This window comes from Pseudomaricurvus alkylphenolicus, assembly GCF_011683955.1.
Lineage (GTDB): Bacteria > Pseudomonadota > Gammaproteobacteria > Pseudomonadales > Cellvibrionaceae > Pseudomaricurvus > Pseudomaricurvus alkylphenolicus.
Genome location: NZ_JAAQPI010000004.1, coordinates 237,103 through 263,979 on the forward strand (window position 1 = coordinate 237,103; position 26,877 = coordinate 263,979).

Annotated in this window: 21 protein-coding genes; 8 read left to right on the forward strand and 13 right to left on the reverse strand. The window is 52.2% G+C overall.

Going from position 1 to position 26,877, the window contains the following annotated elements; all coding sequences use genetic code 11:
* Nucleotides 1-2: 2 nt before the first annotated feature.
* Nucleotides 3-1,175, reverse strand: a complete 1,173-nt coding sequence (locus tag HBA55_RS12830; RefSeq protein WP_166991585.1) for a phytanoyl-CoA dioxygenase family protein — start codon at nucleotides 1,173-1,175, stop codon at nucleotides 3-5.
* A 114-nt stretch (nucleotides 1,176-1,289) separates the two neighbouring features.
* On the opposite strand from HBA55_RS12830, the gene HBA55_RS12835 reads away from it, so the two are divergent.
* From HBA55_RS12835 to HBA55_RS12860, 6 genes are all read left to right on the forward strand, one after another.
* Complete coding sequence (locus HBA55_RS12835; RefSeq protein WP_166991588.1) at nucleotides 1,290-1,952, forward strand: TetR/AcrR family transcriptional regulator; 663 nt, start codon at nucleotides 1,290-1,292, stop codon at nucleotides 1,950-1,952.
* 83 nt (nucleotides 1,953-2,035) lie between these two features.
* The gene (locus HBA55_RS12840; protein ID WP_166991590.1) at nucleotides 2,036-2,575 is read left to right on the forward strand and encodes a cytochrome b/b6 domain-containing protein; all 540 of its coding nucleotides are present in this window, start codon (nucleotides 2,036-2,038) and stop codon (nucleotides 2,573-2,575) included.
* A gap of 13 nt (nucleotides 2,576-2,588) precedes the next feature.
* On the forward strand, nucleotides 2,589-3,425 hold the full coding sequence (locus HBA55_RS12845; protein WP_166991593.1) for a glutathione S-transferase family protein: 837 nt from the start codon (nucleotides 2,589-2,591) through the stop codon (nucleotides 3,423-3,425).
* 189 nt (nucleotides 3,426-3,614) lie between these two features.
* On the forward strand, nucleotides 3,615-5,681 hold the full coding sequence (locus HBA55_RS12850) for a TonB-dependent receptor (RefSeq protein ID WP_166991596.1): 2,067 nt from the start codon (nucleotides 3,615-3,617) through the stop codon (nucleotides 5,679-5,681).
* Complete coding sequence (locus HBA55_RS12855; protein ID WP_166991599.1) at nucleotides 5,681-6,514, forward strand: AraC family transcriptional regulator; 834 nt, start codon at nucleotides 5,681-5,683, stop codon at nucleotides 6,512-6,514. Before HBA55_RS12850 ends, HBA55_RS12855 begins: the two co-directional genes overlap by 1 nt.
* Nucleotides 6,515-6,603: 89 nt before the next feature.
* Nucleotides 6,604-7,047: a DUF3291 domain-containing protein gene (locus HBA55_RS12860; protein WP_166991602.1), complete on the forward strand. Its 444-nt coding sequence runs from the start codon at nucleotides 6,604-6,606 to the stop codon at nucleotides 7,045-7,047.
* Between the two features lie 531 nt (nucleotides 7,048-7,578).
* Here the strand turns inward: HBA55_RS12860 and pepQ are convergent.
* The 9 genes from pepQ to HBA55_RS12905 all read right to left on the reverse strand — a co-directional run bounded on the left by pepQ (nucleotide 7,579) and on the right by HBA55_RS12905 (nucleotide 18,752).
* The gene (gene pepQ, locus HBA55_RS12865) at nucleotides 7,579-8,886 is read right to left on the reverse strand and encodes a Xaa-Pro dipeptidase (protein WP_166991605.1); all 1,308 of its coding nucleotides are present in this window, start codon (nucleotides 8,884-8,886) and stop codon (nucleotides 7,579-7,581) included.
* Nucleotides 8,886-10,193, reverse strand: a complete 1,308-nt coding sequence (locus HBA55_RS12870) for a cytosine permease (RefSeq protein WP_166991608.1) — start codon at nucleotides 10,191-10,193, stop codon at nucleotides 8,886-8,888. Before HBA55_RS12870 ends, pepQ begins: the two co-directional genes overlap by 1 nt.
* A 67-nt stretch (nucleotides 10,194-10,260) precedes the next feature.
* Nucleotides 10,261-11,928: a hydantoinase B/oxoprolinase family protein gene (locus HBA55_RS12875; RefSeq protein WP_166991611.1), complete on the reverse strand. Its 1,668-nt coding sequence runs from the start codon at nucleotides 11,926-11,928 to the stop codon at nucleotides 10,261-10,263.
* 12 nt (nucleotides 11,929-11,940) lie between these two features.
* A complete protein-coding gene (locus HBA55_RS12880; protein ID WP_166991614.1) occupies nucleotides 11,941-14,025 on the reverse strand; it encodes a hydantoinase/oxoprolinase family protein in 2,085 nt (694 codons plus the stop codon).
* Between the two features lie 28 nt (nucleotides 14,026-14,053).
* Nucleotides 14,054-14,371: a cupin domain-containing protein gene (locus tag HBA55_RS12885; protein WP_166991618.1), complete on the reverse strand. Its 318-nt coding sequence runs from the start codon at nucleotides 14,369-14,371 to the stop codon at nucleotides 14,054-14,056.
* A 32-nt stretch (nucleotides 14,372-14,403) separates the two neighbouring features.
* Nucleotides 14,404-15,252 (reverse strand): aspartate/glutamate racemase family protein, encoded by an 849-nt coding sequence (locus tag HBA55_RS12890; RefSeq protein ID WP_206019782.1) that lies wholly within the window; start codon nucleotides 15,250-15,252, stop codon nucleotides 14,404-14,406.
* A gap of 17 nt (nucleotides 15,253-15,269) precedes the next feature.
* Nucleotides 15,270-15,872: a helix-turn-helix domain-containing protein gene (locus HBA55_RS12895; RefSeq protein ID WP_166991621.1), complete on the reverse strand. Its 603-nt coding sequence runs from the start codon at nucleotides 15,870-15,872 to the stop codon at nucleotides 15,270-15,272.
* A gap of 72 nt (nucleotides 15,873-15,944) precedes the next feature.
* Entirely contained in the window at nucleotides 15,945-18,128 is a 2,184-nt protein-coding gene (locus HBA55_RS12900; protein ID WP_166991624.1) for a TonB-dependent receptor, read from the reverse strand.
* 468 nt (nucleotides 18,129-18,596) lie between these two features.
* Nucleotides 18,597-18,752, reverse strand: coding sequence for a hypothetical protein (locus tag HBA55_RS12905; protein WP_166991627.1), 156 nt, complete (start codon nucleotides 18,750-18,752; stop codon nucleotides 18,597-18,599).
* 156 nt (nucleotides 18,753-18,908) lie between these two features.
* On the opposite strand from HBA55_RS12905, the gene HBA55_RS12910 reads away from it, so the two are divergent.
* A complete protein-coding gene (locus HBA55_RS12910; RefSeq protein ID WP_166991629.1) occupies nucleotides 18,909-19,382 on the forward strand; it encodes a hypothetical protein in 474 nt (157 codons plus the stop codon).
* A gap of 1,396 nt (nucleotides 19,383-20,778) precedes the next feature.
* Here the strand turns inward: HBA55_RS12910 and HBA55_RS12915 are convergent.
* The 3 genes from HBA55_RS12915 to HBA55_RS12930 form a co-directional block, all read right to left on the reverse strand.
* Complete coding sequence (locus tag HBA55_RS12915) at nucleotides 20,779-23,199, reverse strand: TonB-dependent receptor (RefSeq protein ID WP_166991632.1); 2,421 nt, start codon at nucleotides 23,197-23,199, stop codon at nucleotides 20,779-20,781.
* 208 nt (nucleotides 23,200-23,407) lie between these two features.
* Complete coding sequence (locus HBA55_RS12920; protein ID WP_338109407.1) at nucleotides 23,408-24,001, reverse strand: NUDIX hydrolase; 594 nt, start codon at nucleotides 23,999-24,001, stop codon at nucleotides 23,408-23,410.
* A gap of 26 nt (nucleotides 24,002-24,027) precedes the next feature.
* Nucleotides 24,028-24,954, reverse strand: coding sequence for a LysR family transcriptional regulator (locus tag HBA55_RS12930; protein ID WP_166991635.1), 927 nt, complete (start codon nucleotides 24,952-24,954; stop codon nucleotides 24,028-24,030).
* Between the two features lie 185 nt (nucleotides 24,955-25,139).
* Between HBA55_RS12930 and HBA55_RS12935 the strand changes: the two genes are divergently transcribed.
* A complete protein-coding gene (locus HBA55_RS12935) occupies nucleotides 25,140-26,855 on the forward strand; it encodes a thiamine pyrophosphate-requiring protein (protein WP_166991638.1) in 1,716 nt (571 codons plus the stop codon).
* Nucleotides 26,856-26,877: the final 22 nt, after the last annotated feature.

Here is a 26,877-nt window from a genome sequence, read left to right on the forward strand (position 1 = left end):
TGTCAGATACTCAAATCGTAGAGGTTATAGTCCTTAATATCAGCCTTTGCCGCCGCATCCCACCGATACTGCTCACCGCTATCGCGAAGCGGCTGATAATCGTAGGGTACCTCATCCGGAAAGCGCTGGCGTCTGGCATCAATGCCATAGCCGATCAGACGCGAACGTTTGCGAATAAACTCATCGTCATACACCAGCGCCTCTGCATGAATACCCGCCCCTTTGACATCCAGCACTGAAGATCGACGATGGAAACCGAAGTTTACCGTTACACGAGGCTCGAAACCGGTATTGGCAAACGAACCATGCACTAATTGACGATTACAAATCACCACATCCCCCGGATTACACACAATTGGAACCGCGTTTAACAAACGCTCACTACCCGCCTCTTCAACCAGTTTGGTGATATCCACCTTTCCCTGCTTGTGAGTACCGGGTACCACCCAGACACCGTTCACAGCCGTGCTGCCATACACCTGTGCCATAAAATTAAAGCCGTGAATGCCTTCATCAAAGTCAGGGTTGTTCCAATGGGTGTCGCCATCCTGATGCCAGGAAACCGCCGCCCCCAAACCGGGATCTTTAATAAACAGACTCTCATGGAAAGGGGCAAAGTCCTCGCCATTGACCTCAGCCGCCACCTTCAGCAATTGGGGATGCCCGTAAACCCTCAGACAGCTCTCTGAAAACTGCAGCGAACCCATCATCACAAACACCGCTTCCTCTGGAGCATCCGCCGCTGCCTCCGGCTCAAACAATTTGGTCTGGTGGCGACCATTGGCAATGGCGGTTCCCCCCAGAGGGTCACCCAAAGGCTTGGACCAGATCAGATTCAGACCCGCACAATCCGAACCCAGCGCCGGTCCGCCACTCACTGAGATCTTATCGCCATTTCTCGCCGGAAAACGACTGCGCATCTCCTCAAGGTCCGCCTTGATATCCTCAACCTCCTCCTGATCGAGAATCCCTTCGAAGATATAGAAACCGTAGCGAGAGTATGCTTCCAGGATCTTCGGATCCAGCCTGCCCTGGGAGTCAAAGCGAATGGGGCCACGGTTGTCGAGAGCCAGCGCCTGGCGCTCTCCCTCCAGTAAATATTGGCGCATGGCTTCTTCGTCTTTGCCATAGTGAGCCGCGCAGGCATCGATGGATGTTTTCGTATCAACGTTCATGGTAGACTTTCTCTCACAGTTTTTATTCATATTAAAATTTTATGACCATTAAAAAGTGTGGTCAAGCCGTTTTTTTTGAACAATAATTTTGAACAACGTGTTCGGAGCACACCCATGACCCGCAAAAATCCCGCCCGAGGCAGCGCCACCCGTACCGCCAATATGAATAAACGCCGGGAGCAGATACTCACCTGTGCGGGCAATATCATTGCCTCTGAGGGTGTAGAGGCCTTTACGCTGAACCGCCTGGCTCAAGAGGCCGAAGTTACAGTTCCCACCATCCACAACCTGATCGGTAAAAAGTCAGATGTGGTCAAGAGATTGGTGGACGAGACGTTAATCAGAGTGGAGGAAGCCTTTAACGATCAGGTGATGAGCGACCCCATCACTGCGGTAGAGACCTTTATTGATCAATTGATGGATCTGTTTTCGTCCAACGAGGACCTGTACCGGGCAGCCTTTATCGCTGGCGAGCAGGCTAAACTGTTTGAGCACGTCAAACCCACCGGTATCTTCTCAAAGTCTCTGCAACTGACCATTCAGGTGATCGAACACGCGCAGGCCGAGGGTTATCTGGAAGGTCGGATCAACACCCACCGGTTGGCACAGGAGATCTTTGGCTGCCAGCGATTGGCACGTCACGACTGGATGCATGGGTATATTGACCTGGATACCTACCGTAATCAGGTGTTGGTGGGAATGTTCATATTGTTTGCCGCCGATGCGGCGCCCGAGTTTCGCAACACGTTACTACAACGGGTGGAAGAAATAAGATAAATGGACAAGTAATCATAATTGAATATAGTTCACTTTATAGGTACCATTGCGTCATTCCCGACTTCTAACAAGAGGTATGAACGGTGGCGCTTCACTATTCCTTCTCCCAAAAACTGCTGCACTGGCTGATGGCCCTGCTCATCATCCTGGATCTGATCGTCGCCCAGAAATTTGGGGGGATAATGGAAGTCGCGGATCGGCTGGAGTCCAGGGCAGACCACGCGGGTTTAAACCTGGTGGTAATGGCGCTGTTTTTACTCAGAGTGTTCTTGCGCCGCAAGCACGGTGCGCCGCCGCTGCCCCACAACACCGTTGACTGGCAGGCCAGGCTGTCCAAAATCACGCATCTGGCGATTTATTTCTTTATGGCGGCTCTGTTTGTCACAGGACTGACGACGGCGATCAATGCTACCTCTCCCATTGAAGTCTATGGCCTGCTGGATATCACCCGCGGCAACAGCGACGAAAACCTGTTCCAATTTGTGCGGCAATTTCACGAATTTTCCACCCAAGTAGTGATAGCACTGATCGGCCTGCACGTGGTGGCAGTCCTCTACCATCAACTGGTAAAGCGCGACAACATCATGGCAAGAATGCTGCGCTCACCACGAAACGACTTTTGAAGGGAGACTTGCAATGGCTGTTATCGAACCCCAGACCCTGGAAGTAAAGGAATGGACGGGATTGCATCTTATGCACTACGGCATGAGCAACTGCTCCCAGCGTGTGCGAATCATGCTGGAGGAAAAAGGACTGACATGGAACAGTCGTATTATCGATATCCCGAAGGAAGAAAACCTGACCGACTGGTATCAGGGAATCAATCCCAATGGGGTTGTGCCTACGCTGGTGCACGATGGCAAGGTGATTATTGAGTCGACGGATATACTCGAATATCTGGACGAGCAATTTCCGGGGAGCTGTGGCAGCCTGACAAACGGCGATGGCCTGCAGCACAATACCCTGAAGGCGATGATAGCAAGAGCCAACAGCGCACAAACACAAATCAAACTGCTGTCGTTCGAATATCTGTTCAAACCTATGGCCAAGAAAAATCGAAAGCAATTGGCAACTCTGGAGCAAAAACTTCGAAATCAAGAGCTCTTGGCATTCCACCAGCGGTTTTCTTCCAAATCAGGTGTTGCTACAGGCGAGCTGCTCAACAATATCTGTGTGATGCACGAGCATTTGCACACGTTGGAACAACAACTCTCGCAGAATTCCTGGCTGGCCGGTAATCGCTTCAGCATCGCCGATATCGCCTGGATCGTAAACATTCATCGTCTCGAATTGATGCATTTTCCCTTGGATCGCTACCCACATCTTGTGTCCTGGACTGCGCGAATGAAATCCCGTCCCAGCTACCGAAAAGCCCTGGTCGATTACCAACCTCCAGCCATTGGTATCGTCAGGTGCTACGCCTGGTTTCGCTCCAGATTTGGACGGGCATCCTTCCGGCACGCTGTATGCTAAGACCCGGTTTCTTTTACACGTAAAATTCCGGAGTTAAATTCCCGTCATTTGTCGTATTTCTGGCATAAAGAGCTATTTCATTCTTCGTCAAACACCCCTAGAGTACAGGCCTCCTAAAATATGGAGAGGCGTTTAGGGGTATAATCGCCTGACAACAATATTTGCCACAGGCAAGAACGAGGAAAACTGATGAGAACAACTCAGCTGCTGCCAGCTGTCGTGATGGCCCTGTCCTGCACAGAGCTCGTCGCCGAACAGGCCCCCATGGAAACCATGGTAGTGACGGCCACCCGTGAAGGCTCACTGCTCAAGGATATCGCCGGCAATACCTCCCTGGTAACACAGGATGCGTTGAAACTGGTCGGTCACAGCCATATCCAAGAAGCCCTGGCCAGGGTACCGGGCGTTAATCTGGCTCGTGGTAATGGCCAGGAATACCTGCCCGCACTGCGTTCACCGGTGCTCACAGGCGCCGGCGCCTGTGGCAGTATCCTTGCAGCGGTAGATGGTATCCCACTTCGTTCAGCCGGTTTCTGCAACATCAACGAGCTGTTTGAAGCTCCCTCTGAGCAAGCCCAGCGCATCGAAGTGGTGCGCGGTCCGGGGAGTGCTCTCTATGGCTCCAATGCCATGACCGGCGTTATCAACGTGATTACCCCCAGTGTCACAGAGAAGTCTTTTTGGTCCCTGGGCCTGGAAGCCGGCCCACATGACTATTCACGCCTCAAATACAGCCAAAGTGAACGAATGGGCGACCATGGCCTGCGTGCCGATTTGGTGTTGGCCCACGATGGCGGTTACCGGGACGACTCTGGGTTTGACCAGCAAAAGCTGACGTTGCGACATGAATACGGCACTGAGAACCTAAGCTATACCACCACACTACAAGCGTCCAACCTGAATCAGGAAACCGCGGGCTATGTAAACGGCACCGATGCTTATAAAGACAGCGATCTGCAGGACAGCAATCCCAACCCGGAGGCCTATCGCGACGCTACCGCCTTAAGGCTGGCCACTCAAGTGGTCTACACGCTGGATGAACAACGCCGCTGGGTAGTGACTCCATACCTCCGCTATACCGATATGGATTTCCTGCAACATTTTTTGCCGGGTGACCCACTGGAAGAAAATGGCCAGAAGAGTCTCGGGCTGCAGAGCGCCTATTTTCATAACCTCAACGAGAAATTGAAAATTATTGCCGGGCTGGATCTGGAATATACTGACGGTTTCCTCAAACAGAGCCAGGATGCTCCTACCCGTGGCTCCGCATTTTTACAAGCCACCATTCCTGAAGGCAAACACTACGACTACCAGGTCGACGCCATCATGGCGGCGCCCTTCGTCCACGCCAACTGGGATCTGAGCGAAAAGTTGAGCGTTCAGGCCGGTCTGCGCTTCGAAGTGATGGACTACGACTACGACAACCGCATGCTCGATGGCCGCACCGCAGAAGATGGCACTGCCTGTGGTTTTGGTGGTTGCCGCTACAGCCGTCCGGCGGATCGCGATGACCGGTTTGAAAACTGGTCGCCCAAGCTGGGAGTGCTCTACCGTATCGACAATGATACCCAGGTCTATGCCAATGTCTCGCAGGGCTTCCGCGCCCCCCAGGCCACCGAGCTCTATCGCTTACAGCGTGCTCAACAGGTGGCGGATCTGGACTCTGAGTCCCTGGACAGCCTAGAGATCGGACTTCGCGGTCAGCAGTCTCTGGTCGCATATGAAGTCATTGCTTATGCGATGAAAAAAGAGAACGTGATCTTCCGGGATTCTGACTTCTTCAATGTGGCTGACGGCGAGACACGTCACCTTGGCCTGGAGCTGGCCCTGTCTTACTCCATTAACGAGCAATGGGACGTTGCGCTGTCCGCCAGCTATGCCGAGCACGAATACGATGATGACCGTGTACTGGGAGGAATCGCCATTGATGGCAATGAAGTGGACTCCGCACCCAAGCACTTTGGTAATCTGCGGCTGGGCTGGAACCCTGTGGCTAACGCCCGTGCCGAGCTCGAATGGGTACACCAGGGTGACTACTACACCGACCCCGAAAACCTCCATTCCTATGAAGGCCACGATATACTTAACCTGCGCGGCACCTGGCAGGTGAATCAATCCACCCGCCTGACCGCGCGGGCTACCAACCTCACCGATCGCGAATATGCAGAGCGGGCTGACTACAGTGGCTTTAGTGGTGATCGTTACTTCCCCGGTGAGCCTCGGTCCTTGTACGTTGGGGTGGAGTTCAGTTATTGATGAGTGATCACGGGTTTTGGCGTTCTCTTCAGCTCCCCTATTTGGAGCTACGCTATGCCCGTGGCAGTCATAATGTTTATGGCCTGCATGCCCATCGAGAGTACTCTATCGGACTGGTCGCTTCGGGTGAGGCGACGTCTGTTATCAATGGGACCGAGTATCAGCTCGGACCCGGCGATTTGGTCCTGATCAATCCTGAAGAGCCCCACTCGTGTAACCCTAACGCCGGCACATCCTGGGGCTACTATATGCTCTACATCGCTGCGGATTGGTGGCAAAAAATCGCTAATGGGTTAGCTGCTGTTCCGGGAGCCGCAAACTTTCATCTGCCCGTCGTGCGCGATGCTTCACTTGCCTCCTCGTTCACCGAATTCGCCGCTGGAGTGCTCCAGCACAATGGAGGAGCTGCTCTACCGACCGAATTCATTGAACTTGAATTGCTGGACTGCCTGTTGAAACTAGTGGAGACAACTCATACTCTCAATCAGTCCCCTTCAGACCTCGATAAACCCAATCAGCCTCTGATTGATAAGATCAAGACCTACCTGCACTCCCATGTTGGGGACAACGTACAGCTGCAAGAACTCTGCGAAATTGCCCATCGAAGCCCCGGCAATGTCATACGACTCTTCAAGCAACATACCGGCATGTCGCCCTACGCCTATCTGCAAAACTATCGTATCAATCAGGCGAAAGTTCTGCTGAGAGAGGGGCAATCGATCTCTCAAGTTGCCCAATCCATGGGATTTTCCGATCAGAGTCACCTTAACCGCATTTTTAAGCGGCATGTGGCCTCTACGCCACGTCGTTATCAGAAACCTGCGACCGGTTGATCTGCCGACAACGGGCAATATCGTTCAATTTTTCCCGCAACGAATTCGCTACGCTTGTTTACGTCTGTTATTAATGGATGGAGATGATCATGACCGAATATCGATTAGCCCAACTTAATATTGCCGAAAGCCCCTATACTGAGAATGCTCCGGAACTACAGGAGTTTCTCGCTAACATTGATCGAATCAACAAACTGGCCGAGGAATCCCCCGGCTTCGTATGGCGATTGCAAACCGAAGAAGGAGATGCCACCAGCCTGAAGCCACTTGGGGAGCAGGTGTTTGTAAACTTGTCCGTTTGGGAGGATCTCTCCTGCCTCAGAACGTTTGTCTATAACACCGAGCACAGGCACTTTCTAAACCGGCGAGCGCAGTGGTTTATACGTCGCCCTACAGCTCACTTGGTGTTGTGGTGGATCGATCGTGATCATCTACCCACCATTGAGGAAGCCATCGCCAGGCTGGGACTCCTGCAAGAGAAAGGACCGACAGCACAGGCGTTTGATTTTGGGTATGCACTGCGGAATTCTTGATGACAATCAGTTGCCTGGCGAGACAGGCAACTGATTGAAGTTCAATCCATTTCTGTTTCGAATCAAGCTGTTCTATTTGAACGCTATTCGCGAACTACGTTTGGAATGATCGAATAGGCAGCAAAGTGCCAGGAGCGGAAATAGAAATTCGCAGAATTTGCGTTCCAAAATGATCACGGTGGCGTTGTTCGTGCGTAGGTCGGATTAGGCGCTTTGCGCCGTAATCCGACGGCTCCGCGGGTGTTGTTCGTTGGCTTCGCCCCGGTTCTTAACACCCTTGAATGTACCTGCAACAGGTGATTTATACACGGCCGCCGCCAATTTAAACCTTCGGCGGATCGTCGGATTACGAAGCGCGAAGCGCGAAGCGCTTCTAATCCGACCTACATTCGTGCGGCCGTTGCGGACATTATCGAATGCCCATGGTGCCCTGAACCAGGATTATGAATTTCCGGTTATGGCACTTTTCCGCCTAAGCCTGAACTCAAACAACCAACAAGCCTTCCTGAAGACCCAATTTTAGAAAGGTGTTTAAAACACCTCTCGCGTCAAATTTTCCACCCCGTTTTCCGTGACCACCACATTGTCCTCGATTCTAATGCCTCCGAAAGGCATTAACTGATCAAGAAGCCTGGCATTGAGAATATTCCCTTTATCCAACCACGGCTGTAACAGCATCGGTATAAAGTAAAGACCCGGTTCAACCGTAAACACCATATTTTCTTCGGCTGTGCGGGTGCAACGCAGAGAAGGGAACTCGGGGTGGGGTTTTCGCAATTGCCCATTCGGCGATGCCAGATGACCACCCTGGTCGTGTACCTGAACACCAATCAAATGCCCAAGCCCGTGGGGTAAAAAAGCACGTGTAACTCCCAGATCATATGCTTCTTCTGCCGATACCGTCAGTAGATCCTGTGATACCAACAGAGATGCCAGCAGTCTATGGGCCTCTGCATTGAGTTCCCTGAAGTCAACACCTGGTCTCATAGATTCAACCAGTCGTTGCTGCAAGGATTCCACACCGTCGATCAACGCCCTGAAACCATCATAGCCATCACCCGTGCTATTGCTCATGTAGGTTCGGCTGATATCCGCAGCATAACCCAGACACTGAGCACCCGCATCGATCAGGAAGGACCGAGACATTTTCGGTCTTTGGGTATCAAGCACCATATGGTGAAGTACCGACGCGTGTTGGTTCAAGGCCACGATGTTGCCATAGGGGAGCTCTTCTTCACGGCAACCTACTGCCGACAAATAAGTCATATGGATTTCGTATTCAGAAAGCCCTTGCCGAAACGCTTGCTCAGCGGCCTTGTGGCCCCTGATCGCGTTTCGATTGGCATCTCGCATCAGATCCAGTTCGAACGGAGTTTTGCAGGCGCGTTGATAGTCGATAACATTCAATATGCCTTCGGGATTGATGTTGGATGCCTCAGCTGTCCAAGGACAAGATTCCCGAGCGCCAATAAAGGCCAGACCACGATCTTTGGGCAGCAAGCGTCTTAGCTCCTGTTCACTCTCATACTCTACAACTTCAACCGATTGCGCTACTTCATCGGGCAGAGGCTCCGGTGGGCTGTGCCAAAAATCCCTGAAGACTTTCAGCAATAGCGTTGGCCTATCGCTGTCCCGTCGAAACACGAGAAAACAATCCGGTTGGTTAAGCTGTGGCAGGCATTCGCGAAAATAAGCGTTAACCGAAAACGGATAATTCACATCATCCCGAAATCGATACAACACAGAGCCTGAAGCAATAACAACGCCTTCGAACTCTGAGGCCTCCAATGCATGATGAATATTCTTAACTTTATGGGAAAGATGATTGGCAAAAGACATTAGGAAATCTCCGGCTTCTTCGATAAGGGAGAGAATAACACCTGCACTTTAAGCAACGGATACAGTAGAGCTGCAACAATTGCGGCGTCTAGAGCGGAGACGCCCGAAAGCTCCACCAGGCCGTTGCTACTGGCGTAGCCAACTCCGCTGGACAATGCCCAAGCCAACAGCGCATTGATATTAAAGGCGGGTTCATTTTTCAATGCATCTGTTGCACATCTGCCCCGCCTGACAAGCAACACATCAATCACATAGATGGCCGCCACGGGCGGGATCAGAATACCCAGAAGAACCAAAAAAGGGATGAAGTAGTCCTGTGCCTGGCTCAATGCCAATGCTGTACCTGTAACGCCAGCGGCTAAGGTGATCGAGGACAAACGCCCTTGCGAAAATACCGTCGCCAGGGACAATCCCGATGAATACAAACCGACCACATTACTGGACCAGGAACCGAGCACCAGTAACAGAAAAGCAGGCACACCAATTCCCAGGGCGATCATGATTTCTATCAGATTCACCTGACCTGTTGCCACGCTGGGAATCGCCGCTAATACCTGAACGATCGGATAAAACACACCCAATGCCAACACCATGGCCCACGCCGATTGTCGAACGTTGCGGGCAAACCGGCTGTAATCCGGTTGAATCACTACGCCCACGATATAGCCACCAATTACGGCGGATGTGGCTTCGGAAAACGTCATACTCGCTCCCAGAGCAACCGGCACATCCCAACCCGGAATGTGATCGACTGTGAGCCAATTGGTGTAGAGCAGAAAGAACAGCATCAAGGGCACCAACAGAAATGCCAGTCGATCAATACCACTGAATCCGACCACAGCAATCCAGATCATCAACACGCTTCCAGAGATAACGTACAGCCAGGCAGGCAACTGCCAGCCCAATCCTGCCCGAATCGCCATATCCGCTGCCTGTCCAAACACGTTGGCGGTGACGGCGTACCATCCAATCAGCGTGAGGGCGATCACAAAGTTCATGATCTTGGCGCCGGAGCGACCAAACGCAAACTCTGCCAGTACATAAGTGGACAGGCGGGTCGTTGCTCCGGTGACAGACGTCAACACACCCAATACACACAAGACAAGACTTCCCAGCAAAAATGCCGGCAGAGCCTCTGACAGCCCAAGACTGCCGCCCACCTGGGCGGAAACCAGAAAGATGGGAATGCCAATTAACGTACCCACCACGATCAGGGCAATGTGCCAACTCGACTTGGTGCAGTCTTCCGGTACCGGGGAATGAAAAAACCCATCGGGTCGAGTATTGACCCCGTTATTTGAGTTCATAGGAATTCTCGATAAAAAAGGCGGCGAGGATTCCCCCAGCGACTGGCGCAGGGGGATAGTGGGCAAATCACTCGTGGTGGTAGTATTTCCGCGCCTGTTCCGCAGTGACATATCCGTTTTTGATATCCATCGCCACTTGCTCGCGAGGTCGCTTCGCCGGGTCGCCAAAACCCCCGCCGGTGCCTGTGGTCAAACGAATCACTTCGCCTTTTTGCGCGCGAACGGTCGTACACATGTGGTAACGTTCCGTGGAACCATCGTGACGAAGGATTTGGGCATAATTATTGGAGCCCTCCTGCCCACCATTCATTCCCCAGGGCTTTGAAACCGTGCGAGAGGCTGCGTAGGTCAGAAACGCTTCCTCAGCCGTTACCTGATAATCCAGAACCACGCCCTTGCCGCCGCGAAACTCGCCGGCGCCGCCATCTTCATTATGAAATGCGTATTGGTTGACCTGCAGTCCATAGCGGCTTTCAAACAGCTCGATGGGAATATTGAAAGTCTCGCCATTGGCACAGCAGAATTGGCCGCTGTCACCATCGAGACCTTCAGCGGCTCCCCAGCCACCGACCAAGGGTTCACCCATAACAAACAACTCACCGGTCTGAGGATGCACTCCAGAGACGAAAGTCGCCCCGACACTGCGCTGATGGCCGGCGGGCAGGCGATCGGGCAGTATCGGCGCCAGGGCCTTCCACATAACGTCAATTGCCGCGATCAGGGGCTCGTAATAAAGCGAGACAGGCGCGGGGCTCTGGGCGCTCACCAGCGTACCGTCCGGGCAAATCACCTCCAGCGCACGAAAGCAGCCACCATTGGCGGGAATGTCGGTATTGGTCACTGCCTTGAACAGACAGCGGGCCCCCGTAACCAGACCGGTATAGGAGCAATTGATTGGCCCGGGCACCTGCGGGTCTGTCCCGGTGTAATCGGCGATCATCTTGTCGTCAGTAATGGTAACCTTGACGCGGATTTTGAAGGGACCATTGCCGAGGCCATCATCCTCAACAATGTCTTCCGATTCATAGACACCCGTGGGCAGCTTTTGCAACTCGGCCTGAGTCATTCGTTCGCCATAGTCCAGCAGATCGTCCATGGCGAACAGGACCGACTCACAGCCGTACTTGTCGACGATTTCGCCAATTCGTTTGGCCCCTACGTTGGCTGCAGCCACTCCTGCATGCATATCACCAATCGTTGAATCCGGCAGGCGAACATTGGTTCGTATCAGGTCGATTAAGGAGGCGTTCGGTTGGCCTTTTTCGTAGAGTTTGAGGAAACGAAAATGCAGGCCCTCCTGATAAATCTCGGTAGCAACCGTTGACACACTGCCGGGCTGCGCGCCACCCACTTCGGTCCAGTGGGCTTTGTTGACGGTCCAGGCGATCAACAGATCGTTGTGAAAAACCGGGACCAGAATCACGACATCGGAAAGGTGCGTACCACCTCCCTCGTAGGGGGAATTGGTAATAAACACGTCGCCGGGGTAGATGCTGTCTATGTCGTAGTGGGTAAGCAGACTCTGTACGGCAGTATCCAGGGTCGCCAGAAAAGCCGTGACACCGTTACCCTGTGCCAGCAAATTGCCGGCTGCATCTGTCGCCCCCACGGCGAAGTCTGTCGTCTCGTAGATGATAGGGCTCATGCTGGTCCGCACCATGGCTTCAAACATTTCGTCACCCAAGGCCACAATGGAGTCTTTAATAATTTCGGTTGTAAACACGTCGTTAATCATGATCGGTCTCCCTTAGCCTTGTGGTATCTGACGTACGTTGAGTTCAACATGATAGTTGCCGTAGTCGTCGAGTGTGACCCGATGCCCCGGCGAGACCACCAGGGTAACGGAAGGCTCCTGAATCACCGCAGGACCGAAAAGCGCCATGTCCGGTTCGAGTTTCAAACCGTCATAAATTACCGCGTTATGAATGCCGTGCTGATCAAAATCCACCTCGCGGGTGTGCAGCACGCAGTCTTCGAGGCGCGCACCTGTGAACGGTTTTTTGGCCAACGCCGGTTTCGGCACCAGGACTTTGGCGACCAAATGAAAATTAACGATTTCCACACCGGCGTCCAAACGATAGGTAAAGCGTTTTTCATGGGCGTTATGAAACTGCTCGATCGCATCGCCCAACCTGACCTGGTCGTTTTCCATAGGCACCGACACCTTCACAGTATGCTCCTGACCGGTATAACGCATATCCGCAAAATATTCGTAAGCCAACTCGGCGCTGGTCATATCCACACCGTCTGTCCGGTAGTCCGCTTCCGCCTCGGCACGCAGACGGGAAAACTCCGCGCTGATCGCCTCCGTGTGCTCGTTGCTCAACAGCCCTGGGCGAGTCTGTAAATAATCCCGGCGCAAGTCAGTCAGTAACATGCCCCAGGCCGAAAACACGGATGAGTTGACCGGCACAATCACTCGCGGCACCTTGAGCTCCTCGGCCAGCGCCACCGCGTGCATGGCGCCGCCTCCGCCAAAGGCCATGAGGGCAAAATCGCGGGGATCATAGCCCTTATTGGTGGACACCAGACGCAGCGCATTGGTCATATTGGCATTGGCGATACGCACAATGCCCCTGGCGACCGCTTCCTTGCTCAACTCCAGCTCTTCCATCAACGGTGCAAACGCAGTATCGACAGCATTCCAATCCGGTTCGACTTCGCCACCCACAAAGCTGGCCGGATCAATCCGACCGAGCACCAGATTGGCGTCAGTGGTAGTTGGCTTGGTACCACCCTTGCCATAGGCGGCCGGCCCCGGCATGGCACCGGCGGACTGGGGCCCCACGTGCAACTTCCGGCCTTGATCCACCCACGCAATGCTGCCGCCGCCATTGCCGATCTCGACAATTTCCGACACCGGCGTCTGTATCGGGTAACCGGGGTTTTTGGTGTCTTTTTCGATGTAGTACTCGGTGGTGACTTTCACCTCGGCGTCTTCGATCAGTGTACACTTCGCTGTGGTACCGCCGATATCCAGAACAATCAGATTTTTTTCCTCGATAGTCTCGCCCAGGTACGCCGCCGCAAAGATTCCACTGGCAGGACCGGACTCGACCATGGTGATCGGATTCGCCTTGGCCGCCTCTACCGTGGAGATACCGCCATTGGACTGCATCATATAAGGCTTGTCGTCAAAGCCGCCCCTCGCCAGCTTTTCCTCCAGGGATTCAATATATTTTTTGGCAATGGGATGCACATAGGCAGACAACACCGTGGTATTGGTACGTTCATACTCACGCCATTCGCGACTGATCTCATGGGAGGCGAGAACCGAAACCTGCGGCCATAGTTCGTTGATGCGTGCCTTCACCCGCTGTTCATTGGCCGGTTGGATGTAAGCGTGCAAAAAGCTGATGGCAATCGCCTCTACGCCTTCGCTCTTGAAATACTCCAACAGTTCCGCAAGCGGTGCCAGGTCCACTTCTTGTTGTGTTTCGCCGTTGAAGGCGACTCGCTCATTCAGCTCCGCTCTCAGATAACGGGGAACAAATGCGGCGGGTTTACGAAAATTAAAGTTAAACAAGTCGGGACGATTGCCCCGGGCGATTTCCAGTACATCCCGAAATCCGCGGGTCGTGATCAAGGCGGTTTTCACACCTTTGCGTTCGGTCAGCGCGTTAATCACCACTGTGGAACCGTGGGCAAAAAAGTCCAGATCCCGAGGGGACAGCCCTACTTTTTCGATGGCGTTCATAACGCCCTGTTCAAAATTGGGCGGTGTCGTGTCGGCCTTGGCGGTCTTTACCTCGCCACTCTGGCCCGTTGATTCATCAATGCTGTAATACACCAGGTCGGTAAAGGTACCGCCCACATCGCTCGCTGCTCGCATAAGTAAAACTCTCTCTGTTTATATGTGTCTAACCGCAAAGCACCCAAAACACTTTGCTGTCTTGCAGTGCCGTTGAGGCGTGCTTCTCTCCCGCCTCCAGCCAGACCACCTGGCCGGCCTTCACAGAGGTCGTTCGGCCATCCAGATGCAGATCCATTTGCCCTTCTATAATGTAGGATATTTCGTGCTGATCGTGGGTTGCCATATCCGTTTCCGGATGGGTGGTTCCTTCAGAAAAGCTGGCCATTCCGACGGAGATCACACTCTTATGCTCGGGTACCAATTCAAGAATTGTTTCCACGGTGGTGCCTTCCGCCACGAAATCGTGCAGATCGAAGATTTTCATTTTTAAACCTCAAGTATTGCCTTGGTTGGCAGTTAGATGACGACGCGGTGACCAACCAAATCTTGCGTTTGAAACAAGCCGAAGGACTTCAGCTCCTGTTCATCAGGTGGCGCCATACTGCCCTGGCGGCTGGGGGACCAGTCAAAACGGTGTTTCAGTTCGACCATGGTTTCCGCCCATTTATAGGCGGCGCAAATCGGATCTATGACGGGAACGCCCAGTTCCTGTTGAACCCGTTCGTACAAACCAAACGTGCAGGTACAACCCAACACCAGGGCTTCGGCGCCATCCTCCTCAATGGCACGTTTGCCGGCCAGGATAATTCTGTCTTCCGTCAGGCGGCAGTCGCGTTGCAACTCCGGAACTGATATGTCTATGGATCGCATAGATGCAAGTTTTGAGTCACAACCGTAGGCACTGACTCGCTCCGACATCTGTTCAATCCATTTCGCTTGCCCGACGATAATGGAAAACTTATTACTCAGATGCTCGGCCAATTGCAGGCTGGCCTGGCAGGGAGCAACCACCACCGAAGAACCGGAAATTTCTCTTGCCGCCTCCAGTGATGGGTCGTAAAAGCAACCAATCACGATCGCATCAAAATGATTCTCTGCCCCGTAACGGGTGGCCTTAATGATGTCGCCGGCTACCAGGGCTTCATAGGTCCTGTATTCGAGGTGGTGCGGAGTTGGCGACAACGCCAACGACACGACCTCTACCGCAACATCCTGCTGTTTAATGGTGTGAATGTATTCGGCGATGGGAAAATCGTAATCGCCCACACCAATCGGGTTAATCCAGAGAATGGATTTTATGCCCGTGTTACTGGCTCTACTGTCACTGTTGTTGTCACTGTTATCACAGCAGTTATCGTCAGACAATTGAACACCTATTCAAGTCATTTGTCGGAGTTCTCCGACAGGTTTTGGTGTAACCAGGCTGGTGATCCGCACCACAATAAGCGCGTCAAGGCGTCTGTCGGGTTCTCTGTATCCACGCCCATTTGGTAGTCGAAATGGACACTGTCACCTTCGTCCAGTACCGTCTCTTCTTCACCAATTTTGATGGCCAGACGCCCTTCCAGTACGTAGATAAAGCCTTCACCCTCTCGCTTCACATAAGGGAAACGGTAGTGAGGGGGCACCTCCGTGATCAACTGCTCCATCTTTTGATTGGGGAACTGACTGCTCAGCAGGCGATACTTGACCGGATGATCGATATCCAGGTACTCAGGCTTGTTGGCTCGATGAACCAGCCCTTCGCCTTCGGGCACATCGATAAAGTAGCCGATTTCCACCTCCAGCGCCTCTGCGATGGACTGCAGAGACACCAGAGAAAAGCTGCTTTTACCCCGCTCTACCAATGAAATAAACGCACTGGACAGCTCGCACTTGTCGGCCAGTTGTTGCATCGTCATGCCCATATCTTTACGACGAGCACGAATGGCTGGACCTACCGCGTGAGCGTAGCGTTCCTTTTTCTTCAGTAATTCCTTGATCATGCCTTACACCGTTTTGTGTGATGTTGGGATATTACAACATCCCGCCATCACACGCCTCTATTGGCTTCCCGGTCAAAAGTTGTACCGGAAGTCCAGATTCCATATTCTCGGGGGTGCCGGGTGAGCAAAGCCGCCCAACACCCATTCCGAGTTGTACTCTTCATCCGTGGCGTTTTTGACACTGGCCACCAGTGACCAGGTATCCTCGGCGGATTCAACACCGATTCTGGCATTAACCAGACTCAACGACGAGCGCTTGGAGCTGTTTTCGGGGTCCCAGTACTGGCCGCCACGATGTTCGTAATCCAGCCGGACCAAGCCATTCAGACTGTCAGTAATCGCGAATCGGTATTGACCACCAATGTTAAACGTCGACTTGGGCACGTAGGGGGCTTCATTACCTTCTGCCGATGGATTCAGGCCGTACTCGGTCACTTCACTGTCGGTATAGCCAATGCCGGCATACACATCGAAGTTATCACTTAAGTGCGCCAAGAGTTCCAATTCTCCACCCGAGATTTCGACTTCGTCGATATTCACCAATACCTGCGCGCCAACCTCGCCGACAAACACAAAGTATTGCTGCCCATCCACCTTAGTGTGATAGATGGAGCCATTGAGCCGGATGCTGTTGTCAGCGAACTCGGATTTAAAACCAACTTCCAGCGTTTCTGTCTCCTCCTGGTCCACTACATCACCCACGCCGATCAAGCCGGCACCGGCTGCCGCAACGCCCACACCATTTTGGTTAAACTGACCACTGCGGAAACCTTCACCCCAGGAGCCGTAGACCTGCATATCTTCGTTGATCCGGTAGCGTAGCGTCAGCTTGGGCTGCCACTTGTCGAACTCTTCCTTGTTCTCCACGCCTGGCAAACCCGACGTATTGTGCTCAGAGACCCTCTGGCGTCTTTCGTCCTGGTCATAGCGCAAGGCAAAGGCGGCTTCAAGGTTTTCGGTGATGTCGTAGTTGAGGCTGCCGAATACTGCCCAGGCCGTGTTGTCATTGTCATCCGCCAGGAAAGATAACGTGGGATTCTCGGCGTCCGTAAATGCCGGGCGACGCTCAATTCGAGTAATGCCCTGACGATTGTCGATACCCGTGGTGGTAGAAATAAAGCGCTCGGTCTCCAGATAGTAAGCGCCCAACATCCAGCGCAGTGCACTGTCGTCAATGGAGGTGATTCTGAATTCCTGACTCCAGGCCTCGATTTCAGCGTACTGAGTCTGAGTACCGTCGAATACCCCGAAAATTCCGGTGGCTGCGGTATAGGGGAATTGATCACCACCCGTATATTCTTCGACTTTGTTCCAGGAAGTAATTGAGGTCAGGCTGACGGCGCCGGCCAGGTATTCGAGTTTGAGTGAGGTTTCATCGATATCCCGTTCGCCCTCGCCTTCGTTGTTGGCGCAGAAATCACGACTGACTGAATCCGCGTCGGAGGTCCCGGCAAACGCCAGTGCGTTGTTGGTAAAACAGGGCTGGCCCGGATCAAACAACGCCGGCTGGTATTGAAAGTTGATGGCACCGGATTCCGTGCGCCCCAGGTTTACCCGCAGGTCGGCGGTCAGGTTCTCGCTGACGTGCCACTTCAACAAACCGCGAATGGTGGTGTCTTCGTACGGATCCACTTCGGTGCCGAGAAAGTCATTGTCCAGGTAACCGTCGCGGTCCACATAGCTGGCAGCCAATCGATACATCAAGGTGTCTTCTACCAGTGCACCGCTGATGGAACCCTGTACCCGGGTTTCATCGCCCTTGCCAAGACCGACACGAACATAACCTTCGGTTTCATTGGTGGGCTGTTTGGTGGTGATCAGTATGGCCCCGCCGGTGGCGTTTCGGCCGTAAAGCGCGCCCTGCGGGCCCCTGAGCACTTCGATTTGCTCGACATCGAACAGCTCCTGAGTGAACTGCCGGGAATTGATTTGCAAAACGCCGTCCACCACCGTCGCCACCGGTGGTTCGCCGTTGCGTACCTGGGTCACACCGCGAATGGTCATAAACGACACACCGGCACTCTGGGACTCCGCCAGGGTGACATTGGGTGTCATGGCGATAAAGTCGCCAGCGCTGTCGATTTTGGCGTCTTCGATCTGGCTGGCCGTGAATGCCGTTTCACTCAGGGGTACGTCTTGCAGGCTTTCCGCCCGGTGGCGTGCGGTAACTACAATTTCCTCCAGCTCAAAGGCTAGCCCGGATTCTGATGCGGCAGCGATCGATATCGCCAGCGCCAGGCGCTTAAAGTGGGACATGGAACTCTCCTCTTAATTGTGCGGTTTCTTATGTGTTTCTTATCAATGGCCGTTTTGGGATCTGTGGCTGGGAACACCCCTGCCGTGCTTATAAAATCTACTCCACTTAATTTTTTAAGTAAAGTATATGTTTTTAAGTCGCCATGAATCTCTGGCATTTTGATCAAATTTCAGCCAGGCGAAAGGCAACGAAAAAAGGTGAGAAACCTATTGAAGAGCCCGTGGTTTGTGGGCTCAGCTCAATAGAGCCCAGAGGACGGCATTGAGCCAATGCGAGCTTTGGTTATATAAAAATGGCTAATCTATGCCAATTTAACCTAACCTGACATCTTAAAAATTTAAGTGACTCATCTTTTGACTCAAAGCAGCCCTTCGGATTTCAACGCCTTCTGCGCATGCCTTGCCCACTTGAACACACTCTACTGCACCATTTTTTCACACCGTCCATCCTCACAATTCAGCCCACACTCATAGCCCAAGCACCCTCTTGTGCTTGGGCTCATAACCGCCCACATAGGCAAACGCCGTCCAGTGGCGTGTTGCCAGACTATAGGCCGTGTAAGACAGTACAATCACACCGGATATCGCCAAGGACCTTAACGTAAATCCTTTTACCGTCAGCATCTTGATTCCTTACACCGGGTTAGGCCAACTCAATCATGTTGGCGAGTACGGCTTTGCGGATGGCCGCGAAGGGCTCGTCGGATTCGGCCCAGTTCGTTTACGTCGCCGGCATTGGCCAGTTCAGGGAACTGACACAGTGGCTTGTGCGTGTGGAGCGTGTCGGCAGCCTCAGGGGCTTTGGTTACCAGTGCATTGTTGACCGCCGGTGCTGAATCGCTGATTCACATTCTGCGTATTGAAAAAATCACTCGAAAGTTTTGGATTGGCGCGGGATGGGTTTTCGTAATAAAAGTCAGTATTCCATCTACGGCTTTGTTGGGATCACCGGGACGAAAATCGAGAAGGATTCTTTCAACTTTGGAGACAGTTATTGGAGAGTTATCAGATAATTTTCTGTCGTTACGATCCACGAAAGTGATAGATTTCTATAACCTAAGAAAACCATCATTCAACCCTTGTGAAAAGACCCGCTGTAAAACCACCGATGTTTTTGACCGCAGTTGTACTGGCACTGGTGGGCTTTACAATAGGTGCTCGCCACTGGACCGGGTTTGTGTGCTGTGGTGGCTACAAGCCCAGAAAGTTGATACTAATCAAGCCCTACTGTTTTCTGAAAACCGTCAGAGATGACACAATAACCAAGCTACATTGACGCAGGTTACATATTCACCTGGCAGATGCCGTACCGCAAAGGGCATGAACTAGATTTGAGAAGAAATGGCATCGGAGGCTGGACCTGAACAGGCATACTATCTCAAAAATGGAATCCTCACTTCAAAAAAACCTACGCAGGTTAGTAGTCCAAAAAGCTTACAGATAAATACCTCGGCAAGACTATCAGATCGCCCACCTTCGAGTCACAACAAAGACTCTTACTCCAGGTGACCGCCAGCCACGGGCTCCATACATGACTGTGATTCGATACACGAAGCCATTTGTGTCATCTCCCTATTCGACCACTTCGCCTTAATGAGCCGATGTAATCCAGGGATGATCTTTCGGGCTTATTTCGTACGCGTAAGAACACTGGTTCCGTTGTACTCAATTTTCGAAGCGGACATCCCTAAGCTACGAATAGTCGCCGCTGAATTCCCGCTTGCTACCCGTTTCCGACTTTCCTACATCGGAAAACTCCATGAAATTATTCGTTAATGAAAGTCCGTTGTATGTCATAGAGCCGCCGTTTCTCACAAAGACAGGTATGCGCAAGTATGCGGCCATACAGCCTTATTAATTGTGGGGTTGGATCAGGCCAACGTCCAACCCTGTCAGAATACTAATCTATTTGCATATTCCATGATAAATGGAATCATTACCAAACACGTCTTTCATCATCAACATGGTACATACTATGAGATATACGCTTTGGTAATCAAATACCAGCTTCACAAGCAACGTTAATCGCTTCTGTCCTATTACTTACATCGAGTTTTCATAAATATGAACAGGTGCCATTTAATAGTAGCCCGAGAGACAAAGAGAATTTCCGATGGCCTCTAGTTGGAGTATCCCTTCTGCAGTAGCTTTAAGAGCCCTAACTCCCAAAAAGTAAGTCCATCCACCTTTTAGCCTAAATCATTATTTATGTCTTCATTTTGTGAGGCCAGCACATCGGTAACATCAAAAATTTGAGAAAGATCCGAGACAAAACTCGGAAGGTCTCCCTCTTTTTTATTTTTTATGCTTTGTACAAGTACTCTAAGAAATTCAGATAGTAGATATTCCAGAAAACCCGATCATAATCAAAGATTCTCAGCCGGCTTTTTTGCGGCGAGCGAAGCAGAGAATTGGATCCCCCCCCCAAAGCACTGATCTGTCTTGCCACTATCACCGTAGGCCTTTGCAGTAGGTATATTTGAAGGTTTCGAACTCTCAAAACCTTTCAGGGGAGCTATTCGTATGAAGTGAACGGCTTTTCTAGCCAGGAAGAAAGAATTAAATCTAATTGAGCCAACCAATTTGAAAAATGGTAGAGAAACGCTGCTTTATTAACAGCGTTTCTCGTATTGACAGATCGACAGAGATCTTATTGAAAGTTCATCCCAAACTGAATGGCGATGGTTTTCGGCGGATTTGGCACCAAAGAGCCGGAACCTGGAGAGGTTGGTAATAACTGACGAAAATCGGATGTCACTTCGTCGTTCAGGTTTTTACCGATCAACGCTATGGTCCAATCGCCAGCTGCAGACTCGTAGCCAATTCGCAGGTTTAGCTTCTCATAACCTGGCTGGTAGGATATGGGCTCCAAAGTTGCAAGTGTGTCGTAACCGCTGGAGAAATCCACACTTGGCTCAATGCTCAATAACCCCTCACCCAACGGCATTTCGTAGTTCACGCTAAGGGTACCGCTCCACTCGGGGCTAAAGGGTCGATTCTCACCCGACAGATCATTGGTCTGCGCAACGTTATCGTCACAGGTACCCAGTGCTTTGTTAACCTCATCGCAAGGCGCATCCACCCACTCATCATAAATCGCGTCCAGCCAGGCAACATCGGCACTAAGAGTCACTCGCTCGGAAGCTCTCCACGTGACCGCCATTTCTACCCCTTCGGACTTGGCTTTGCCGACGTTATCCACAAATGTGACTACTGCGCCAGTGGGAGAAACAGTATTACCAGATTCCTGAAGATCGTCGTATTCGTTGCTGAAAGCTGCCAGGCTAACGAACATGGCGCCGTCCAGCAACGTGGCCTTCATGCCCACCTCATAGGCTGTCACTTCTTCTTTGTCGAAGGTTTCCGGTATGTTTGAGAACCCAAAGCCACCCGATTTAAAACCGCGGGAGAACTTAGCGTAAGCCATGACATCCGGAGTTATATCGTAAGAAAAGTTCACCGATGGCATAAAGCCACTGTCTTTGTGCGTGGTGTCTGCAAACTGCGCCGGGCTGCCGCCGATCACTGCACCTTGAATAAAACCGGCGAGCTCAGCGTCGTTGGTGATTGGGGCTAATCCCGGCAGAGGGATGACCACGGGATATGGAATCGGCAGAGTTCCGTAGACAGCTTCTAGCGGTACCGCCGAATCGAGTGTTGGCACGTTGTCAGACCACACCACAGGGATATTAATGCGCGACGCCTCTTTCTCCACTTCGGAATAACGCAGTCCCAAACTCAACAGCGCCGCATCCGACAACTGAATATCCACCGCCGCAAAAACGGACTTCAGCTCTTGCTCCTGATCAGTATTGAGCGCATAGCCCGAGCCAGGGATCCACAGGGCACCGAGTGGTCCCAATAATTCTGGGGTCACGAAATTAAACGCCACGCCGTTTTCCAGCTCCAAATCGCTGTTGAGGTAGTAGGCACCCACCATCAGATCAATCTGATCGCCAATGCTGGTTTCAAAGCGAATTTCCTGTGAGAACTGGTCAAATTCTTCACCCACATACGCAGGCAAAAATCCGCCCTCTAATCCCAGGCTATTGGGCAGGTTCACTGGCATCGGGTCCGCCAGGCGTTCGCTCTCATGGGTATAGAAGCTGCTCACTGCGGTGATGGCACCTCCAGACTCCAGCTCCCAACGGTTGCTCCATTCAATTTCGTCGAACTCAGCTTTGAAGAAAGCACTGGTGCCGTAGCTGTTGTAGTCGATGCGATCTTCACCGCCCAATGCCAGAAACCCCTGGCACAGTAGTGACGATGGGAGACCGCCTTCTGGTGACGCGCAAGAGACGATTTCTGACGGTACCGCCTCGCTGACATCCAACTCACCATTGTCCCAGCGGAAGTCCATGCGATAGCTGTCCGTGGGCTCCCAAGCGAAGGACGCTCTGACCGAATGATCGTCATTACTTGGGCCCTCCTGGCCGCTGGTTTGATTCTCAGAATAGCCATCACTGCCAAACAAACGACCCGCCAGTCGAACGGAGAGTTGCTCGGTGACAGCAAGAGAAGCGCCAACGTCAATATTGTAGTCGCCATATTCAGGTTCGTAGTACAGATTCACGTTTGCTTGACTATCGTCACCGGGATTGGACTTTCGCGTGGTTAGACTGAACGCTCCAGCGGTGGCATTGGCGCCGAAATAGGTCAATTGTGGACCTTTGAGCACCTCCACACGCTCCAGGTCAAACATGGCCAAGCGACGACTGATTGCACGGCTGCGGTAGCTGCCATCCACGAAGGTGGATACGGCTTGCTCGAAAGCAACGTTATTGCCCGAGCCGAAACCACGAATATTGATCAGTTCACCGACGGCCGTTGGTGCGATCTTGACGGTGGGTACCTTAGCGGCGAGCACGTTAAGGTCCGTCAAATTGTTTTTGGTCATGTTATCGCCGCTAACCACGGATACCGCAACGGGGACTTCCTGCAGAGTTTGCGTCCGCTTCTGTGCGGTGACTACAATTTCTTCCAGGGTGTACTGCCCTATGGCCTGGGTTGATGTTCCAACCAGAGCTATAGCGCAGGTCAGGGGCAGGGCTTTTAATGCGAACGCATTCATGATGATGATCTCTCCCTCGTGGGTTATGACGGTTTTTTATATCAGAAAGGAGACAACAGGCTCATTATTAGAGCGATCGGTTATTGGCAAAAATCCCGAATCACAACTTGTCTCACCGTCTAGTCTTGTTCACGAGCGCTTTCACGTCCATGCAATATTCTAGATAGTAAATATCGATCCGATTGATGCTTTGGGACCCTGACGGAGTCTATGTTCCCTCTTCTGAGCCACCGATACGGGAAAAGGTATGTTGCCCTGCTCCATAGGTCGCTTGGTAGACACCGTATTGTCGGCTTTGGTGATCGATATAAAACTGCTGTAGAGATGGCTGTACCACTGGATAGGCGAACTCTTTCCAGGGAACTTCCTCTGCGGAAAAAAGAGCAACGTCCAAAGATTCCTCGCCCCGGTTAAGTTGCGGTGAAAGTAACGGCCCGTGAAATGCCAGGTACACTTCGCTGATCTCAGGCAGTGAGCCCAGTAAGAACAGCTCGAGCTGATTGGGGTCGACAACGCCGCCGGTTTCCTCTCTTAGCTCCCGCGCAGCCGCTTGCTGCGGTGTTTCGTCGCTCTCCATAAATCCCGCCGGTATGGCCCAACTACCTCGCTGGGGCTCACAGGCGCGCCTCATCCAAACGACGCGATCCTGCCAAAATGCAAGACAGGCCACTAGAATTTTGGGGTTCTGATAAACAATATGACCACACCTGTCACACATCAGCCTGGAGTGCGTATCTCCCGCTGGAACCGCCCTGGTGAGTGGAGTGGCGCAGTGGCCGCAGAACTTTTCTTGCATAGACATAACGCTTCCAGCAACATCCTATTTGATCATTCGGCACAATAGCGAATATCGCAGGCCAGATTATCGACCAGTCGATCTCGAAACCAGTGATGAAATTCGTCGTTATGATGAACCTCTGCCCAGTATGCGCAAACCTTAACCGTAGGCAGCCCCAAATCGATTTCATGGATATCGATGGCAAAATAGCGAGTGAATCGCTCAGCGACAGGGCGTTGAACCAAAGCAACAGCTTCGGATTGCTCAACAAAATAGGGCAAAAGTGTCAGTTGTGGGATCATAATTTGCTCTTTGTCTTCTGGCTCTGTGGGTCCGATGATCCGTAATCCCAGAGTCGTATCACCACAAAAACCAATTCGCTGCACTGCACGCAAATCTTGTTCCGTCAGACACAAATTTGCATTGAACAGTCCTTTTCGCGAAATAGCCACGAAATCCTCTTGGAACAGTTCCAAGTGGTGCAGCTCTGGCTCGTCAATAAAGCCTTCAGGCAGTATCACTAAATCCAAATCACCCCGTTTAAGCGCATTAATGTCGAGATCTTGAAGGTCCAGAAATTTAACGTGTACATTAGGGGCATGTTCAGATAAATCCGCCAGCAAGCCACACCCCAGCGTCGCCACTACATTGTCCGCTGTGGCAATCACCAGTTCGCGACGTAGCGTTTCTAACTCCAACTCCTGCGGCTGAGTCATGCTCTCGATTTCCGACAACGCACGAGCAAGTCTCGGTTCCAGAGTTCCGGCAAAGTGCGTCAACACCATACTGCGACCGGCACGAACCAGTATTTCGTCCTCAAATTGCAGGCGAATACGTTTGAGGGCTTCACTGACCGCCGACTGACTCATGTGCAGAACCTCGGCCGTTCTGGACACACTTTTGGTTTGAATCAGGGAACGCAGCACCGGCAGTAGATTAAGATCCAATGCTCGCAAATTCTTTACTGGATTAACCATAATCGAGTTTATGTCGTTTACTTGTATGGTCGGATTATCACACCAATTAAGAATAGTCGCAAAGTCCCCACTCCCGCCAGCGGCTTCTTCCGCCTCTCCGATAGCAGACATATGGAATATTGATTAGGGCGTCCGTCAAGTCGATGACACTATACCTGCTCTAATCTTGCTGGAGAGACGTGTTCATGGCTGATGAGTTTTCCGATCAATCCGTGGCAGAAGCGTATCTGCTCTACCTAAAGTCATCAGGTATTGATTACCTGTTTATGAATGTTGGAACGGATTTTGCGCCCTTGGTAGAAGCCTATGCCCGCATTGAGGCCAGTGGGCAGGATGTCAAACAATACCCTCGTCCAATTCTCGGCACCCACGAGAACCTGGTCATCGGTATGGCCCACGGCGCTTACCTTGCCAGCCGCCAGATGCAAGCGGCTATGTTTCACGTCAACGTCGGCACCGCCAACGCAGCCTGTGGCATCATTAATGCCGGCGTAGAACGTATTCCGCTCTTTATCGCTGCTGGTCGTACACCCTACCTGGAGGGAGGCAAGCTCGGCGCCCGAGACAACCGGACCAATTGGGGGCAGGAGATGATGGACCAACACGCATTGGTTCGTGAAGCCGTCAAATGGGACTATGAGCTGAGAGACCCCTTGCAAGTCAACGATGTGATGCATCGTGCTTTTACCCTGGCCCAAACAGAGCCAACAGGCCCTGTCTATCTGACATTGCCTCGTGAAGTGCTGGCGGAAGATATGCCTCAGCCACTTTTTCCAACAAACTCTCGCGTGGCAACCGTTCCATCAGTAACCTATCCAGATCCAACGGCCATCAGCCTGCTGGCCGACAAACTGATGGCAGCAGAATTACCGGTTATTTCTTCACTTGCTGTCGGCGCCGATCCCGCTGCCGTTGAATTACTGGCGGAGATCTGTGAGCGTTTTGCAATTGGGTATGTGGAAGAGCTGGCTCGCTATATGAACCTGCCACATAACCACCCCTACCATCTGGGTTTTAAAGTTCATCCTGTATTCGAACAGGCCGATGTACTTTGTTTTCTGGAGTCCGACGTGCCCTGGTTGCCACAAGTGATGGTCCCCAATGAGGACGTGTTTATTGCACAGTGCGGCGTCGATCCCAACTTCAGCACCTACGCCATGCGCTCGCACCGCAGTGACCTCTCAATTGCCAGCTCCAGTCTGCCATTGCTGCGTGCCCTGCTAAGGGAGCTGGAAAGCCGAGATCAGGCCGTTGATTCAAAACGGCGAGAACGGCTGGAATCCCTATCGGCCGCTTCTAAAAACCAGTGGTCACAAATCTTTGCAGATTCACGTTCGAATCAAGGGCCTATGGACTATATGTTCTTGAGTGAGGCACTTGCCGAAATTCTGCACGATGACTGCCTGCTGTTCAATGAATATTTCGCGCAACCCGCCGCACTGGATCTATCAGTGCCCGGCTCTTACTTTATGATGCCGGCCAGTGGCGGACTGGGCTGGTCACTGCCAGCCGCAGTTGGCGCCAAAATCCAGGCCCCGGAAAAAACCAGCATCGTCGCCATTGGTGACGGCAGCTACACCTTTACCAACCCCACCGCCTGCCATCAGGCCAGCCAGAAATATGAGGCTCCCGTACTGACGCTGATCTGCAATAACGCCTATTGGAACGCTGTGGACTTCACAGCAAAGCAAGTGTATCCGGACGGACACCTTGCCCAGTGTTCCCGCATCGACATGGCGGATATTGGTCCTTCTCCTGCGTTTGAAAAATATGCAGAAGCCTCCGGTGGCTACGGTGAAGTAGTCACCCATCGTGACCAACTAGTGCCTGCGCTCAAACGTGGCCTTCACGCTGTGGAAAGCGAAAAACGGCAAGCCGTTATCAATGTGATCTGCGCCTGACTGATTCATTTTGGAGAGTGAA